The organism is Pirellulales bacterium, from assembly GCA_035533075.1.
In the GTDB taxonomy this organism is placed as follows: domain Bacteria; phylum Planctomycetota; class Planctomycetia; order Pirellulales; family JAICIG01; genus DASSFG01.
In genome coordinates this window covers 1-17,191 of record DATLUO010000267.1, presented here as the reverse complement: position 1 = coordinate 17,191, position 17,191 = coordinate 1, and the positions used below count along the sequence as shown (strand labels likewise).

9 protein-coding genes and 2 CRISPR repeat arrays are annotated in these 17,191 nt (G+C 64.4%); of the genes, 7 read left to right on the top strand and 2 right to left on the bottom strand.

The window, feature by feature from the left end:
• Positions 1–14 precede the first annotated feature (14 nt).
• The 6 genes from cas2 (VNH11_33265) (at position 15) to cas2 (VNH11_33240) (ending at position 4,092) form a co-directional block, all read left to right on the top strand.
• Positions 15–311 carry a CRISPR-associated endonuclease Cas2 gene (gene cas2, locus VNH11_33265; GenBank protein ID HVA51259.1) on the top strand — a complete coding sequence of 99 codons (297 nt, stop codon included), beginning with the start codon at positions 15–17 and terminating at the stop codon, positions 309–311.
• Between the two features lie 289 nt (positions 312–600).
• A CRISPR array of direct repeats spans positions 601–785; the repeat unit is 36 nt; unit sequence GTCGTTCGTTCGTTGATGCCGAAAGGCGTTGAGCAC.
• 438 nt (positions 786–1,223) lie between these two features.
• The gene (cas4, locus tag VNH11_33260; protein HVA51258.1) at positions 1,224–1,907 is read left to right on the top strand and encodes a CRISPR-associated protein Cas4; all 684 of its coding nucleotides are present in this window, start codon (positions 1,224–1,226) and stop codon (positions 1,905–1,907) included.
• 118 nt (positions 1,908–2,025) lie between these two features.
• Positions 2,026–2,247 (top strand): hypothetical protein, encoded by a 222-nt coding sequence (locus VNH11_33255; GenBank protein ID HVA51257.1) that lies wholly within the window; start codon positions 2,026–2,028, stop codon positions 2,245–2,247.
• Entirely contained in the window at positions 2,234–2,653 is a 420-nt protein-coding gene (locus VNH11_33250) for a PIN domain-containing protein (protein ID HVA51256.1), read from the top strand. The genes VNH11_33255 and VNH11_33250 overlap by 14 nt, the downstream gene beginning before the upstream one ends.
• A 66-nt stretch (positions 2,654–2,719) precedes the next feature.
• The gene (gene cas1c, locus VNH11_33245; GenBank protein HVA51255.1) at positions 2,720–3,751 is read left to right on the top strand and encodes a type I-C CRISPR-associated endonuclease Cas1c; all 1,032 of its coding nucleotides are present in this window, start codon (positions 2,720–2,722) and stop codon (positions 3,749–3,751) included.
• A gap of 50 nt (positions 3,752–3,801) precedes the next feature.
• On the top strand, positions 3,802–4,092 hold the full coding sequence (gene cas2 / locus VNH11_33240; GenBank protein ID HVA51254.1) for a CRISPR-associated endonuclease Cas2: 291 nt from the start codon (positions 3,802–3,804) through the stop codon (positions 4,090–4,092).
• Between the two features lie 184 nt (positions 4,093–4,276).
• A CRISPR array of direct repeats spans positions 4,277–4,528; the repeat unit is 37 nt; unit sequence GTTTCCGCCGCGTCACGGCGCGGCGGCGGATTGAAAC.
• 285 nt (positions 4,529–4,813) lie between these two features.
• Here the strand turns inward: cas2 (VNH11_33240) and hisC are convergent.
• Positions 4,814–5,863 carry a histidinol-phosphate transaminase gene (hisC, locus tag VNH11_33235; GenBank protein ID HVA51253.1) on the bottom strand — a complete coding sequence of 350 codons (1,050 nt, stop codon included), beginning with the start codon at positions 5,861–5,863 and terminating at the stop codon, positions 4,814–4,816.
• Between the two features lie 111 nt (positions 5,864–5,974).
• Positions 5,975–7,378 carry a histidinol dehydrogenase gene (hisD, locus tag VNH11_33230; protein ID HVA51252.1) on the bottom strand — a complete coding sequence of 468 codons (1,404 nt, stop codon included), beginning with the start codon at positions 7,376–7,378 and terminating at the stop codon, positions 5,975–5,977.
• A 691-nt stretch (positions 7,379–8,069) separates the two neighbouring features.
• On the opposite strand from hisD, the gene VNH11_33225 reads away from it, so the two are divergent.
• Positions 8,070–17,191 (top strand): FG-GAP-like repeat-containing protein (locus VNH11_33225; protein HVA51251.1); only part of this gene is annotated, 9,122 nt, incomplete at its 3' end.

Here is a 17,191-nt window from a genome sequence, read left to right as displayed (position 1 = left end):
AAAGAGTCACGTGCATGGCCCAAAAACACTGGCACCTGGTGAGTTACGACGTTCGCGACCCGAAGCGGCTGCGCCGCGTGGCGAAAAAGCTGGAGGGCTATGGGGGCCGCGTTCAATACAGCGTTTTCCGCTGCCGGCTCGACCGCGAGACGCTGGAGAAGCTGCACTGGGAGTTGAACAAAATCATGGGCGAGGAAGATGACCTGCTGATCATTCCTTTGTGCGATGGCTGTGCGGCGAAGGTGCCGGAGCATTCGACGGGCGATCAGGCGAGTTGGGCGGAGCCGCCGCCCAGTTTTCGGCTCGCGTAGACGGAAAAGGAGAATCACGCATGTGCCGGTGGTTGAACGAAGAACTGGTGTTTTCGTCGCAAAGTGAATGTACGGCAGCTCGTTTCGGAGATGCGCGGGTCCGACTGGTGCATGAGCCTATGTCAAAACAATTGGCAAGTTGTGTTATGGTAAGGAGAAACGCGGTAGCGAGGCCTCGCCAATACGATGCAATGGTGCGCATTGGGTACACAGCGAAGTCGGCTGTGGGCCGGGTGCATGAAAACGCATTGGTTAACATGTTGGGCACCATCGCTTTGCGATGGCTGCCGTCGTTCGTTCGTTGATGCCGAAAGGCGTTGAGCACAACATCTTTCGGCCGACGCGCCGGAGGGCTGGGGCGAAGTCGTTCGTTCGTTGATGCCGAAAGGCGTTGAGCACGCGATCTTGTACCAAAATGCGATCAATACCGACTCGTCGTTCGTTCGTTGATGCCGAAAGGCGTTGAGCACTACACGCCCCACGCCTACGCTTGCGCGCGAAAAATTTTCGACGGCGACTGCCAATTTGGCAGGCGACTTTACGGAAACGCACCGCGCCGACCTTGGCCCTTACTCATTTCATTTGCTACGATCAGCCTGACCCAAGCGGCGCCATAACCACGGTTATCCGACCGTGGACCCATTGAAGCGACAAGGCGCCAAGCTGGGCGATCGCGCTGGAAAACCGGACGGTTCAAGTCGAGCGAACGCCGGCAAGCGAAGATCGCGAGTTTCCGCAATCACTCAAGGACTATTGGGGCAAGGCACCGAGCGGAACCCTGCGCCAAGTTCAAGAAAACGGCGCGGTGAAACCACTCGTGACAGCGAAAGCCATCGTGTGGGAGATCCCAAAAAAAGGTGATGCACAGTCTGCCGACGGCGTCGCGGCGACGCAACCAACATAGGTGCGGCCGTGGACCAAGACGACTATCAGCCGATCCTGGCCCTGAACGACCTGCTGTTCTGCGAGCGGCGGTGCGCGATGCACCGCGTGGAACAGGTTTGGGTCGAAAACCGCTTCACGCTGGAAGGAACGACCGCCCACAAGAAAGTGCATGCCGGCCCGTCGGAGGAAGAACTCGGCGGCCGCGGGCGCGTCATCCGCGGACTGTGGGTCCGCAGCGAACGACTGCGGCTGGTCGGCATCGCCGATCTCGTCGAGTTTCGCGCGGCGGCCGATTCACGCCCCCCTCACCCCAGCCCTCTCCCGGAGGGAGAGGGAGTACCGTACCCGGTCGAATACAAGCGCGGCAAGCGGCGGCGCTGGGATAACGACGACGTGCAGCTCTGCGCCCAGGCGCTGTGCCTGGAAGAGATGCTGGGCGTGAGCGTGCCGGCCGGCGCGGTTTTTCACGTCAAGTCGCGACGGCGACGCGAGATCCTGTTCGACGAGCGCCTGCGTGCCCGCACCGAAGCCGCCGCGCGGCGGCTGCACGAGCTGTTTGCTTCCGGCGAAACGCCCCCGCCCGTACACAAGCCCCGCTGCCGCGGCTGCTCGCTCCACGAGTTGTGCATGCCCGAAATGCTCGGCGAGCGAGTGCGCGCGGCCCGATACCAGCGCGGGCTGTTTGCGATCGGAACGAAAGATGAGGGATGAGCGTTGAATGGTCAGTGGCGAATGGATAGTGCGTAGCGGGTAGTGCGTGGTGGGAATCGAATATGCCCCCGGGACGGAGTACAATACGAGAAATGCATTCCAGAAAGGACCAGTATTCGTGAAAACAGAGCTAACGGCTACCATTGAAGGCGGAGTCTTGAAACCGGACGTCGTCCTTCCATTCCCCGATCAAACACGGGTGAAGCTGACGATCGAGCCCGTCGAGTCGCCTAATCGGAGTCTGGCGGCGTGGGAGCGGCTGCAGCGGCTAATCGATGAAAAACCACTCGTCGGTCTCGCCGGCAAGTTCTCGCGAGACGAATTGTATGAACGCGATTGACACCAATATTTTCGCCTATGCCTTCGATCCAGCGGACCCAGGTAAACAGGCCAAGGCGCGACAGCTATTGTTCGACTTAGTCGCAAAGCCACCTGAATCTGTCCTGTTGTGGCAGGTGGCCGTCGAGTTTCTTGCCTTCTTGCGTAAGGCGGAAGGACGAGGAAGACTAACCGCCGAAGAAGTCAAAACCAGGTTTCAAGAAGTGCTGCAATTGTTCTCAGTGCAGTTGCCCACCGTTCGCATTTTTGAGCGCGGTTTCAATCTGTACGAACGCTACTCCCTATCTCACTGGGACAGCCTGCTGATCGCCGCCTGTCACGAGGCCGGCGTCACGCGCCTCTACAGCGAAGACATGCAGCACGGCGCCGATTACGACGGTGTGACCATCGTCAATCCCTTCACCTGAGAATGTCACCTCATCCGCGATCCCTCATCCAGAACCCCCGAACCCTGAACCCTGAACCCTCTCACCATGCGAGCCCACGCCAACACCCTCTTCATCACCACGCAAGGGGCTTACCTGACCCGCGACCATCAGACGCTGCGGGTCAAGATCGACGGCAAGGTGCGGCTCACGGTGCCGCTGCACCACCTGGAAGGCGTCGTCTGCTTTGGTCGCGTCATGGTCAGTCCGGCCGTGCTGGCGACGTGCGGCGAGCATCGGCTGGGGTTCTCGTTCTTGTCGGAACAGGGCCGGTTTCTGGCGCGGGTCGAGCCGCCGATTCACGGCAACGTGCTGTTGCGTCGGCGGCAGTATCGGTTGGCCGACGATCCACTTGCCCGGCTGCGACTGGCGCGGCCGATGATCGCCGCCAAGATCCAGAACGCGCGGAATACGCTCCTCCGGGCAGCGCGTGACGACGCCGGCGAAGACGACGCGGCGGCATTGCGGACCGCGGCGGCGCACCTGGCCGCCGTGCTGGCGGGTCTGCCGGCCGTGGCCGATCTTGACGCGGCGCGCGGTATCGAGGGGGAGACGGCGCGGACCTACTTCGGGGCCTTCTCGCGAATGGTGCGGCACGAGCGCGAGACGTTTGCGCTCACCAGTCGCAGCCGCCGGCCGCCGCGCGATCCGATCAACGCTCTGCTGTCGTTTGTGTACGCCTTGGTGCGGCACGACTGTCATTCGGCGTTGGAGTGCGTCGGCCTCGACCCGGCGGTCGGCTATCTGCACGTCGACCGGCCGGGCCGCCCGTCGTTGGCCTTGGACCTGATGGAAGAGTTTCGCACGCTGGTGGCCGACCGGTTGGTGCTGACGCTCGTCAATCGGCGGCAGGTGCAAGCGGGCGGCTTTTCGACCGACGCGGCCGGCGGCGTCCAGATGGACGACAAGACCCGCCGGGCCCTGTTGGTGGCCTATCAGGAACGGAAGCGCGAAGAGGTGATGCATCCGTTGTTGGGTGAGGTGGTGCCCGTGGGTCTGCTGCCGCACTTGCAGGCCCGGCTGTTGGCCCGCACGCTGCGTGGCGACCTGGACGATTATCCCGCGTTGGTACTGAAATAGTGGAAAGGACATTTCCGTCGCCTCATGACGCAGTGGCGGGTTGAAACGAAATGAACGTGTTGGTGACTTACGACGTGCAAACGACCACCCCGGAGGGCCGCCGTCGGCTGCGGCGAGTGGCCCGCGTCTGTCTCGACTTCGGGCAGCGGGTACAATACTCGGTCTTCGAGTGCAGCGTCGGCGACACCGAGTTCGTGCGGTTGCGCAGCCGGTTGCTGGACGAGATCGACCCGGCGGAAGACAGTTTGCGATTGTATCGCCTGGTCGGCAACTTTCACGAGGTGGTGGAGAGTCATGGCAAGGACCGGCGCATCGACTACGACGGCCCGCTGGTGGTTTAGGGGCTTCCGCGAACCGGCAGCGCGTGCGGGAACGCCGGGATGTTCGCGGGCAGCACAACCTGTTGGCGACAAAGCGTTTATCATGTATGGATGGTATTTGGATGGCGTCGTAATGGCGGTCGGGTGGGTGGTTCGCGGAAACGCGCGCGTCCGCCGTTGCGACGTCGAGAGTTAGTGGGGCAGAGTTTCCGCCGCGTCACGGCGCGGCGGCGGATTGAAACTCCGGGCATGCGGACAGCGGGAATTTGAACCGGGCGTTTCCGCCGCGTCACGGCGCGGCGGCGGATTGAAACGTAAGAATAGTACGCTGGTCGTCCAGATAGCTCTGTTTCCGCCGCGTCATGGCGCGGCGGCGGATTGAAACATCGAGAGATTCGACCACGATGCGGCGGCGGCATCGTTTCCGCCGCGTCACGACGGACTCGTCGGCTGGTGGGCGAGTCGTTCGTTCGTTGATGCCGAAAGGCGTTGGGCACACGACGCCGTACGCCTTGGCTATGGCGTGTGGCTGGCACGAGCGAACGACCACGCCAACGCTTGCGCGCGAGAAATTTTCGACGGTGACTGCCAATTTGGCAGGCGATTTTACGGAGACGCGCCGCGCTGACCTTCCCCCTGACTCATTTCCTTGCTAGATCGTGCTACTGTTTCTTGTTCTTTTCCGCGTCCGTTTCCAGATGCTCGAAGTTCGGATAGTTGGCCACTTGTGAACACAAGCGCTTTAGATCGCGATTGCCCGCAACAGGCTCAGGCAGGCGTCGATCTGGTCGTCGCTGCCCACGCTGATCCGCAAGCCGTCTCCCCAGCCGGCGTAATCCATGTAACGCACCAGCACGCGGTTGGCTTTGAGCTGCTCGTACAGCGGTTTCACGGCGACCGCCGGATGCGGACACCAGACAAAGTTGGCCTGCGAGGCCACCGGCTCAAAGCCCAGCTCGCGCATGTCGGCGGTCAAGCGCTCGCGCGTGGCCAGCACCTTGGCCCGGTTGCCGGCCAGCCAGGACTGATCGTCGATGGCCGCCGTCGCCGCGGCAATGCTCAAGGCGTCGCAGTTGTACGAATCTTTCACCTTGATCAGCCCCTCGATGATCCGCGGCTGCGCCACCAGAAAGCCGAACCGCAGCCCGGCCAAAGCGTACGATTTGCTCAACGATCGCGACACCAGGATCTTGTCGCTCTGTTTCACCAGCGACAGGCAATTCGTGTCGGCGAAATCGACGTAGGCCTCGTCGACCAAGAGCGGGCAAGGGAGCCGTTCTGCGATTTCCAGCACGCGTTGCGGCGGCACCAGCGTGCCCGACGGGCTGTTCGGGTTGGGCAAGAAGGCCAGCCGCAAGTCGTCGGCCGGGGCCGCGAAGTCGTCGGTCAGCGACCAATCGGCGGCAAACACGATTTCCTCGCTACGGGCACCCTGAATCTGCGCCAGCGACTTATAAAGTACATAACTGGGATACGGCAGGCGCAGAAGCTGTCCCTCGCCGACGAAGGCCCGCGTGACGATGGTCAGAATCTCGTCGCTGCCGTTGCCGCACAAGATCCAATCGGGGCCGACATCGAACAGTTCGGCTGCCCGACGCCGAAAGGCGGTGGCCAGGGGGTCGGGATAGCGATGGAGTCCGCGCTCCAGCACGGCCTCGACGGCGCGTTTCACGGCCGGCGAGGCGGGATAGGGATTCTCGTTGGTGTTGAGCTTGATGAACTTGCCGGCTTGCGGCTGTTCGCCCGGCACATAGCCGGTCATGGCGTCGATGGCGGGACGGAAGTAAGACATGAGAGAGGGTTCGGGGTTCGGGGTTCGGGAGACGGGATTCAGATCCGGGCGGAGCCTTGTTCGGGTTTGGGCCACGTTTATGGACAACCAGCCATTGCCATCGAGGACTCCTTATCCTGAACCCTGAACCCTGAACCCTGAACCCTCTGCCTGAACCCTGAACCCTGAACCCTCCGTCTGTACTCTGATTTCGACGCTGGCCGCATGCGCTGTCAGACCTTCGGCGTTGGCCAAGGTCCGCACGTCGGGAGCCAAGGCGGCCAGCCCGGCGGCCGTCGAGTGAATCACGCTCGTCCGGCGGAGGAAGTCGTTGGCCGACAGTCCGCTGGCCCAGCGCGCGGTGCCGCCCGTGGGCAACACGTGCGACGGCCCCGCCACGTAGTCGCCCACGGCCACCGGGCTGTAGTTGCCCAGGAAGGCCGCCCCGGCATGAGCGATTCTCGGCAGCAAATCTTCGGCCCGATCCGTGGCCAGATGAAGGTGTTCGGGAGCAATCTCGTCGGCCAAGGCGCAGGCTTCATCGGCATCGCGGCAGAGAATCAGGGCGCCGAAGTCGTCGAGACACTGCCGCGCCAAGCCGCCTCGTTCCAGGCCGGCAAGCTGCCGCGTCAATTCGGCGGCCGTCGCTTCCAGCACCTCGCTGCTCCAAGTGATGAGAATGCTGGCACCAGGCGCGTGCTCGGCCTGGGCGATCAAATCGGCGGCGGTATAGTCGGCGCGGGTCGTCTCGTCGGCAATCACCACGACCTCGCTCGGCCCCGCGATGGAGTCGATGTCGACCTCGCCGTAGACGAGCTTCTTCGCCAGGGCGACGAACAGGTTGCCCGGCCCCACGATCTTGTCGACCCGCGGCAGGCCCGCGACGCCGTACGCCAGGGCCGCGATCGCCTGCGCGCCGCCCAGCCGGTAGACCTCGTGGATGCCAAGCTCATGGCAGGTAGCCAGCAGTTCGCGGTTATAAGAGCCAAACCGCGTGGGCGGCGCCACGATGGCGATCTCCGGCACGCCCGCCGCTTGAGCCGGCACCGCCGTCATCAGCACGGTCGAAGGATAGGCCGCGGCGCCGCCGGGCACGCAAATACCCACACGCCGAAGCGGCATGTACCGCTGGCACAGATAGCCACCGTGCGGGCGTTCGAGCCGAACGTCGCGGTGCAGGATGGCGCACTGAAAATCGAGAACGTTCCGCCGAATTCGCCGCACCGCCGCGAGGAATTCGGCATCGGCAGCCGCGTGGGCCGCCCGAAGCTCGGCCTCCGGCACGCGGACTGTTTCGACGGTCAGCTCGGCGTTGTCGATGAGGGCGGAATAGTGGAGCACGGCCGCCAGCCCGTCGCGACGCACGTCGGCGCAAATCCGCTCCACCACCTGCGACGGCGAGAGCGGCTGGCCAAACACCTCGACGGTTTTCCGCCGGCTGGCCTCGCTGACCACGTCGCCGCGCGGGCTGAGCCGCTCGCGCAGGCCGGCCAGTGCCGCGCGAAAGTCGTCGCGCGCGGTGTCGATGCGGAGCATTTTAAGAGTGTCGGCGGGCATGAAACGAAAACGTCGGTTCTGACGGCGAGCGTTTATTTTAACGGCTGACACGGCGCATGACAGCGGGAGAACGGGGCGAACGCGGTTTGCTGGACGGTTTTCGAACCGCTGCTTAGCTAGCTCACCATCTTATTCACTCCCGGCGCGCCGAGACGCAAGGCGGATGGGGTCAATAAGCGCCACATCAAAACTTGCGCTCCCGAGCACGAAGAGCACAAAGGCATTGCCGCCCGTTCTTCGTGCTCTTTGTTCCCTTCGTGGTTCCAATGATGGCGCCGCCGCTTTGAAAAAAATCGCGCCGGATGCTTCCAGGGGTGATGGACATCTTCGCGAAACTGTACCTGTAAATCATGCGGCACGTCCTGCAGATTGGCGACGGCGAGCCGCAAGTGCTGGTGACGGAACTGACGCCCGTGCAGCGGCAGATCATCGAGCTACTCGGCCTCTCGCCCGATTCCTACGGCCAATGATGCCCGCCCCTGGAAACTCCCGGAAATTGCCGGAGTGACCTGCGGAAGATACGACAGAGAGCACCTCGCCGCCGACGTCCCAGACCCCATTTCGAAAGGTCAGCACCATGTCACTCCACCGTTCGGATCGTAAGCGTAAGGCGCGTCAGCACCGCCGTTCGTCACTGTTCGCCAAAAGCGCGCTCGCGCGCGATTCTTGGGTGGATGTCCGTCGAGGGTTGCGCATCGAGCCGCTGGAAGAACGCCGCTTGCTGGCCGTCGATATGGTGACCAGCAATCTGGACGACGGCGGCGCCGGCACGCTCCGCTCCGTCATCGCCGCCGCCGCCTCGGGCGACACCATCCAGTTCGATTCCGGCATCACGCAGATCGACCTCACGCAAGGCCAAATTGAGATCAATAAGGACCTGACTATTCAAGGCCTCGGCGCCAGTTCGCTAACCATCGACCAAACCACCAGCGGCGGCGCTCGCGTGTTTCAGATCGAGGCCACGGACGCCAACAACAATCCGGTCGACATTTCCGTGTCGGATCTGACCGTCACTGGAGGCGACGCCCAAGGCGGCTACCCGGCCGACCTCGGCGGCGGAATCGACAATTATGGCAGCCTGGCCGTGACCACCACGACGATTTCGGGGAACTCGGCGGCCGCGGGCGGCGGCATATTCAATGAGTCCGGCGCTACGCTGACACTGACCGATAGCACCGTCTCCAACAATTCCGCCACCGAGCACGGCGGCGGCATTGATAACGATTCCGGCGCCGCGGCCGCCGTCACCGCCAGTACCATTGTGGGCAATTCGGCCACGGGCGACGCGGGCGGCATCTTTGACAATACCGGCGGCTCGCTATCGGTGATCGACAGCACGTTTACTGGAAACTCCGGCAGCTTGGGGGGCGCTATCTACAACGCCGGCACAACGACGGTCACCTATAGCACGTTGTCGGGCAACCCGGCTACGCAGGGCGGCGGCATCGACAATTTGTCGGGCGCCACCGCGAACGTCGCCAATACCATCCTCGCCGGCAACGCGGCCACCGGCAGCGACCCAGACGTGGCCGGCGCCTATGCCGCGACCGACGCCGACTTGATCGGCGTCGTGGGCGACGCAAGCGGATTCACGACTAGCGGCCCCGTCCCTACCATTGTTTTGGGCACCGACAGCAGCAGCGCCATCGGTCTTGGACCATTGGCCGATAACGGCGGACCGACCCAGACGATGGCGCTTCTCGCCGGAAGCCCCGCCATCGGTGCTGGCGACGTTTCACCGCCAGCGCCGTTCTCGCTGCCCAAAACGGACCAACGCGGAAATCCGCGGCTCGACGGCGTTACCGACATCGGCGCCTATCAGGGCACCGATCCGCAGAAGAACGCCATGTATGCCATGACGTTGCACACCAGCGCTCAAACCGGCCTGCCGGCCGTCACCGACGGCGCCATGGCCTTCGGCGACGTCAACAACGACGGCAAGCTCGACGTAATCGTCACTGGCAAGGACGCCAACGGCACGCCCATTACCGAGCTTTGGATCAACCAAGGGAACGACATCTTCCAGCAAGCTCCCATAGCAACAACCGGCACAACTCAACAACGTCCGTCGCTGCCGGCGTCGGTGGTCGGCCTCTATGACGGCTCCGTCGCCTTCGGCGACTACGACAACGACGGTTATCTCGACCTGGTGATCACCGGATTCGACGCCTCGGGCGCGCCGCACACCTACCTGCTGCACAACGAAGGCGCGAGCAATCCCGGCGCCTTCGACGACGTCACGCAGATCGCCATGCCCGACGTCCCCGGCGTCGGTTACTCCTCCGTAACCTGGGGCATGATCAACAGCGACGGGCGGCGAGATATTCTGCTCTCCGGCCAGACCGCCGATTTAGGCCAGACCGACGGCGCGCCCGTCACCCAGCTCTGGTTGAACGACGGGCGGGGCGGCTTTTACAACGATACCCAGGCCGCCTTCCCCGCGGGCATCGCGCAGGTCGATCACGGCTCGGCGTCGTGGGCCGATCTCGACGACAACGGCTACTTCGGTTTCGTGCTCACCGGCAACGAGGCCGACGGCACGCCCGTCACCCAGGTCTGGCGGAACAACGCCGACGGCACCTTCCACCTCGACACCACCGCCGCGGCCACCCTGCCGCAGCTTGGCTATTCGTCGGCGGCCTTCACTTACTATGCGTTCTCCGACAGCCAGCCCACGCTGCTGATCTCGGGACAAAACGCCGCGGGCCAATGGGAGACGCGTCTCTTCAAAGGGGAGTTGTCTGCCGGCAGCTACGGCGCCGTGGACAGTTGGCAAGACATCACCGACACGGCGGCGCCTGGGCTGAGCGATCTCGAAATCGCCGATCCAACGGTGGCCTGGGGCGACTTCGACGCCACGCGGTTCGACAGCTTCGTGATCGGCGGAGAAGACGCCACGAACAATAACGCCCCCATTACGCAGTTGTGGTTCAACAACCCGTTCACCGGCACTTTCAGTAACGCCACCGCCGTGGCCTTCGGCCGTGCCAGCGCCGACGTTTCGTCCGCCGCCTTCGCCGTGGGCGACGCCGAAGGCGATCGCGGCCTGAACGCTCGCGCCGATTTGCTGCTGACCGGAGAGGGCCCCGGCGGGCCGACTGTTCAGTTATGGGCGAACAACGGCGTCGGGATCGAATCCTCCTACGATAACGGATTCATAATTCCCTACCAAGCGCTCCCTATATATAGCTTGGATACGACTGAAGCCGGAGTGCTTGCCGCCCTTCGACTTCCACTTTATTATGATCCCGCCACCGGTTACAGCGACAATGCCACAGCGCATGTGGCGTCGTTGACTTTCAACTTCCTTGTCAGCGGGGGCATCACCTGGCTGCCCGAGGAGCTCAGCGACGGCACTCCGACCGTGCCCGACAACAACCTGGTGTTGCGCCCGCAGCAAGACCTAAGCTACGGCGGCAGCTACAGCTATGGCGCCCCCGATGAGTTCTCAATCGAGGAGTGGATACATTTGGCCGGCGGGCAGTTTCTAACGGCCTCTTTGACCCCGGTCAACGGGGTCAGCGCGGCCGGACTTGTTCAAGTTCAATATCACTGGGACCTGCCATTCCTTCAGCGCACGAGCACCGGCATCGGCGGCGGTGCTCTAGCCGGCCCCACTTTGCAATGGTTGGATGTCAACGGCGACGGCAAGCTCGACCTGTTTGTCGGCAACGACGGGACCGCGGTTTGGCAGAACAACGGCGATGGAACGTTCACCAACGTCACGGCGCAACTATTCCCGGGCGGCCTGCCGGGGGGACAGGGAGTCGGCGGGGGGTTGTCGTCCTCGGCCTTCGCCTGGGGAGACTACAACAACGACGGTCTGCCCGACCTGCTCATCAGCGGCGCCGACGCGTCCGGCAACCCGGTCACCGAGCTGTGGCGAAACAACGGCCCGCGCAAGCCGTTTACGAACGTGACCGCGCAGCTTTTCCCCGACAATGGCCAGGCCCTGGCCCAGCTCGTGAGCGGTTCGGCGGCCTGGGGCGACTTCAACAATGACGGCCGGCTCGATCTGCTCATTACCGGGGTCGGTTATGCGGGGGCCATGGCCGGCTCCGATTCCTCAGCACAGGACGGAGCGACGGAGATCACGCAGTTGTGGGAACAGAATGCCAACGGCACCTTCACCGACGTCACCGCCAGCGCTTTCCTGCCCCCCACGGCCAACAATCCTTGGTCAGGAGGCTTCAACGCCGATCTGCTGCCGAGCGGCTTTTTTGCTCCCAACGGCAACCTGGCCCAATACGAGGCGGCGGTTGGTGCTTTATTGCCCGGAACGTCGGCAACGCGCACTGTCGAATACGACGAGGCCCAGCATCTCCTCGCGAGCGATTTCGCCGGCGCGGTCGGCGTTCCGGGCCTCATGTCGGGCAGCGTCTCGTTTGTCGACTACAACAACGATGGCTTGCTCGATCTGCTCATCAGCGGCAGCGGCGAGGTCTGGGACAACAACCCTTATAGCGGCACCGACCTGGACGGGCAGAGCTTCGTCCCGGAAAACTTCACCGAGCTGTGGCAGAACAACGGCGATGGCACGTTCACCAATGTGACCAGCAAGGCCCTGCCCGGCGCGTCGGGCGAAGGCGCGTTCTCCGTGGCCTGGGGCGACTACGACAACGACGGCCACGTCGACCTCTATCTCAACACCCGCAGCAGCGGCCAACTTTGGCACAATAACGGTAATGGAACGTTCACGATCAGCCAGCAACTGGCCGGCGGCGACAGCGGATCGTGGGCCGACGTGTACGGCAACGGCAACCTCGACCTGCTCGTCTCGATCGATTCAGATTTCTCGACAATGTACAGCAATAACGGCGACGGAACGTTCAGCCAGGCGGGCGCCGATTTTTTCCAGCCAGAAATCGGCGGAAGCACACTCAATTATTACTATGTGCCACCGAGCCTGTCGTCGGCTGCGTTCGGCGACTATCTCGGCAACGGCAGGCTGGGTGTCGCGCTTGCCAACGTGCAGTCTGACGTGGGCGTGTTCGGCGTCCCCAACATTGTGCCGGCCGATGTGCCGCCCACGGTGCCGACCAGCCTACAGTCGCAGGTCAACGGAACGTCGGTCACGTTCTCCTGGCAACCACCGGCCCAAAGCGGCACCACGCCGGCCAAGGCGCTCGTCTATAAGCTCCGCGTCGGCACGACGCCCGGCGACGACGACGTCGTCTCGCCCGTCTACGTCAACGCCGACAGCACGGTGCTGCGCACGCTCAGTTATACGCTGCAGGGGCTGACGCCGGGCCTGACCTATTACTGGAGCGTCGAGGCCATCGACAATTCATATCACACGTCGCCCTTTGCCGCCGAGCAGAGCTTCACGGTCAATCAGCAGGCGGTGGCCATCACGGCGCAGCCGAGTGACGAAACCGTGAGCGGAGGGGGGCAGGCGACCTTTACCGCCAGCGCTTACGGCGCGCCCGATCCGAGCGTGCAGTGGAAGTACAGCACCGACGGCGGCACGACCTTCACCGCTATCAGCGACAACAGCGAATTCAGCGGCGCCACGAGCACGACGCCGGCGGTCATCGCGTCCGGCGGCGCCTCCCTGGGAGTGATGAGCGCCACGCTGACGATCGACGACGTGCCCTTCAGCCTCAACGGCGACCTATTCGAAGCGGTGTTCAGCAACGGTTCCAGCCAGGCGACCACGAGCGCCGCCACGCTTACGCTCACCACCATGACGCCCACGGTGACCATCACCGGGGCGGGCGGCATTTACGACGGCGCCGCACACGGCGTGAACGGCATGACGGTGTCCGGGGCCGGCGGCGTTACGCTGACCGATGCGGTCGGCGACCGAAGCCTGACGTATACGTATTACAGCGGCAGCTTCACCACCGCCGCGCAGCTCGGCGACCAGACGCCGCTGGCCGGCGCCCCGAGCGCCGCCGGAACCTACACCGCCGTCGCGCACTGGACGGCTGCCAACTGGAACGGCAGCGACGCGCAAGATTACACCAACGCCGACAGCACCCCCGCCGTCTTCGCCATCCGCGCGGCAAGCTTGATCGTCACAACCACCGCCGACTCCGATCCGTTCTTCCTGCAGAACACGCTGCGCGAAGCGATCGCCTACGCCGGCACGCTCTCGGGCACGCCGGCGATTAACGTTCCCTTCCAGGGCGGCTGGTTCGACCTCAATAGCCCGCTCGTCGTCAATCACAGTATGACGATCGGGGGCGAGACGGACCCCAATGGCGCCGAAACGCTCGACGCCCAAGGCCAGGGGAGCGTGTTCGATATCACGAGCGGAACGGTCACCATCAAGAACTTGATCTTGACCGGCGGTTCGGCCGCCAACGGGGGCGCCATCGACAACGAGGGTGGCACGCTCACACTCGACAACGACGTACTCGTTGGCAATATGGCCACCAAGGGTGGCGGCGTCTACACGGCCGCCGGCGCCACGACAACGCTCGTCAACGTAACGCTCGCCGACAACTCCGCCACGGCGGGCGGCGGTTTGTTCAACGACGGCACCGCGTCGCTCACCAACGTCACCGTCACCGGCAACACCGCCGCGCAAACCGGCGGCGGTCTCGACAGCGACGCCGGCACGCTTTCGCTCACCAACACGATCGTGGCCCTCAACACCGCGGCCAGCAACCCTTCCGACATCGCCGGAGACGTGACGGGCACGTACAACCTGATCGGCTTCGGCGGAGCGGGCGGTTTGCAAAACGGCGTCGCCGGCAACCAGGTGGACGTCGCCAATCCGCTGCTCGGCCCCCTCGGCTACTACGGCGGTAACATCGAATCCGTGCCTCTCCTGCCCGGCAGTCCAGCAATCGACGGCGGCACGTCCGGCACCGGCATTCCCTCGACGGATATGCGCGGCAAGCCGCGCGTCGGAACGCCGGACATCGGCGCGTTCGAGTCGCAGGGCTTTACGCTGACCTACGTGTCGGGCGACCAGCAAACCGTCGGACTGAACCAGCCGCTTGCGCCGCTCGTGGCCGTGGTCACCGCCAAGGCAGACACCCTCTTTTACTCTGAGCCCGTCGCGGGCGGCGTGGTCACTTTCACCGTCAACGCCAATGGCAACGGCGCGGGGGCCGACTTGAGCGCGTCATCGGTCGTGCTCGATTCCACGGGCCAGATCAGCATGCCCGGCGCCTCGAACGGCGTCGCCGGCAGCTACACCGTGACCGCATCGGCCAGCGGCGTTTCGACACCCCTGACCTACAACCTCACCAACACCAGCGCGCCCTTGCTCTACGTCAGCCAGACCTCTTTGAACCTGGGCACGAGCACCTACGGCACGCCGGGCACCGCCTCGACCTACACCGTCAACGGCATACAACTTACCGATAATGTTGTGGTCACCGCGCCGGCGGGCGTCGAGCTGTCGACCGACGGCGTTAACTGGTCGGGCTCGCTGACCCTGGTTCCCACCAGCGGAACGCTGCCGGCCACGGTCATCGACGTTCGCGTCACGGCGCTAGTCAACGCCGGCAGCGTGCAAGGCACGATCACCGACACCAGCAGCGGGGCAGCCGAACAAGACGTGAGCGTGAGTGGCACCGTCGCTCCCGCCGCGCTGAGCGTGAGTATCATCAACGATCCGACGAAAACCTACGACGGCACCACGGCCGCCACGTTGACCTCGGCCGATTATCAGATCTCCGGCCTGGCGGGAAACGACAGCTTCACGGTGACCGCCGCGTCCGGCAGCTATAACAGCGCCGACGTGCCCGTCGCCAATACCATCACGGTCAATCTGGTCTCCGGCGACTTTACGGCGGCGTCGGGAACGTTGGCGAGCAACTACTCGCTTCCAACCACGGCCACCGGTCCAGGCCAGATCACGCCGGCGGCGCCCACTCTAACCGTCGCGGCCGTAAACATCACCTACGGCACGACCCTCGATAACTCCCAGCTCAATGGCACGGCCAGCTTTGTGATCGGCGGACAGCCGACCAACGTTCCGGGCGCGTTTGCCTACACCATCGCGGCGGGCACGGTGCTCGGCGCCGGCAACGGTCAGACCGAGAGCGTCACCTTCGCACCGACCGGCACTGCCGACTACACCACCGCCACAGGATCGGTGACCGTCAACGTCAACCAGGCCACGCCAACCATCAACTGGGCCACGCCGGCCGCCATCACCTACGGGACGGCCCTGAGCGGCACGCAGCTCGACGCCACTGCCAACGTCCCCGGCAGTTTTAGCTACTCACCGGCCGCCGGCACGGTACTCGGCGCGGGCCAACAGGCGCTGAGCGTCACCTTCACGCCGACCGACACCACCGACTACACCACCGCCACCGGCAGCGTAATGCTGGCCGTCAACCAGGCCACGCCCACCATCAACTGGCCGACGCCGGCCGCCATCACTTACGGCACGGCCCTGAGCGGCACGCAGCTCGACGCCACTGCCAGCGTCGCGGGCAGTTTTACCTACTCACCGGCCGCCGGCACGGTACTCAGCGCGGGCCAGCAACCGCTGGACGTCACCTTCACGCCGACCGACAGCACCGATTACACCACGGCGACCGGCAGCGTGATGCTCGCCGTCAACCAGGCTACGCCCACCATCAACTGGCCGACGCCGGCCGCCATCACCTACGGTACGGCCCTGAGCGGCACGCAACTCGGCGCCACTGCCAGCGTCGCCGGCAGTTTTACCTACTCACCTACCGTCGGCACGGTACTCGGCACGGGGCAGCAACCGTTGAGCGTCACCTTCACACCGACCGACACCTCCGACTACACCACGGCCAGCGGCAGCGTGATGCTCGTCGTCAACCAGGCCACGCCCACCATCAACTGGGCCACGCCGGCCGCCATCACTTACGGCACGGCCCTGAGCGGCGCGCAACTCGACGCGACCGCCAGCGTCCCCGGCACTCTTACCTACTCGCCTACCTCCGGCACGGTACTCGGCGCGGGGCAGCAACCGCTGAGCGTCACCTTCACGCCGACCGATACCACCGACTACACCACGGCCACCGGCAGCGTGATGCTCGCCGTCAATCAGGCCACACCGACCCTGAACTGGCCGACGCCGGCCGCCATCACCTACGGCACGGCCCTGACCGGTACGCAACTCGATGCCACTGCCAACGTCGCCGGGAGTTTTAGCTACTCACCGGCCACCGGCACGGTACTCGGCGCGGGCCAGCAACCCCTGGACGTCACCTTCACGCCGACCGACAGCACCGATTACACCACGGCCACCGGCAGCGTGATGCTCGCCGTCAACCAGGCCACACCGACCCTGAACTGGCCGACGCCGGCCGCCATCACCTACGGAACGGCCCTGAGCGGCACGCAGCTCGACGCCACTGCCAGCGTCGTCGGCAGTTTTACCTACTCACCTGCCGTCGGCACGGTACTCAGCGCGGGGCAGCAACCGCTGAGCGTCACGTTCACGCCGACCGACACCAGCGATTACACCACGGCGACCGGCAGCGTGATGCTCGCCGTCAATCAGGCCACGCCAACCATCAACTGGCCGACGCCGGCCGCCATCACTTACGGCACGGCCCTGAGCGGCACGCAGTTCGACGCCACTGCCAGCGTCGCCGGCAGTTTTACCTACTCACCTACCGCCGGCACGGTACTCTGCGCGGGGCAGCAACCGCTGACCGTCACGTTCACGCCGACCGACACCAGCGATTACGCCACCGCCACCGGCAGCGTGATGCTCGCCGTCAACCAGGCCACGCCCACCATCAACTGGCCGACGCCGGCCGCCATCACATACGGAACGGCCCTGAGCGGCACGCAGCTCGACGCCACTGCCAGCGTCGTCGGCAGTTTTACCTACTCACCTGCCGT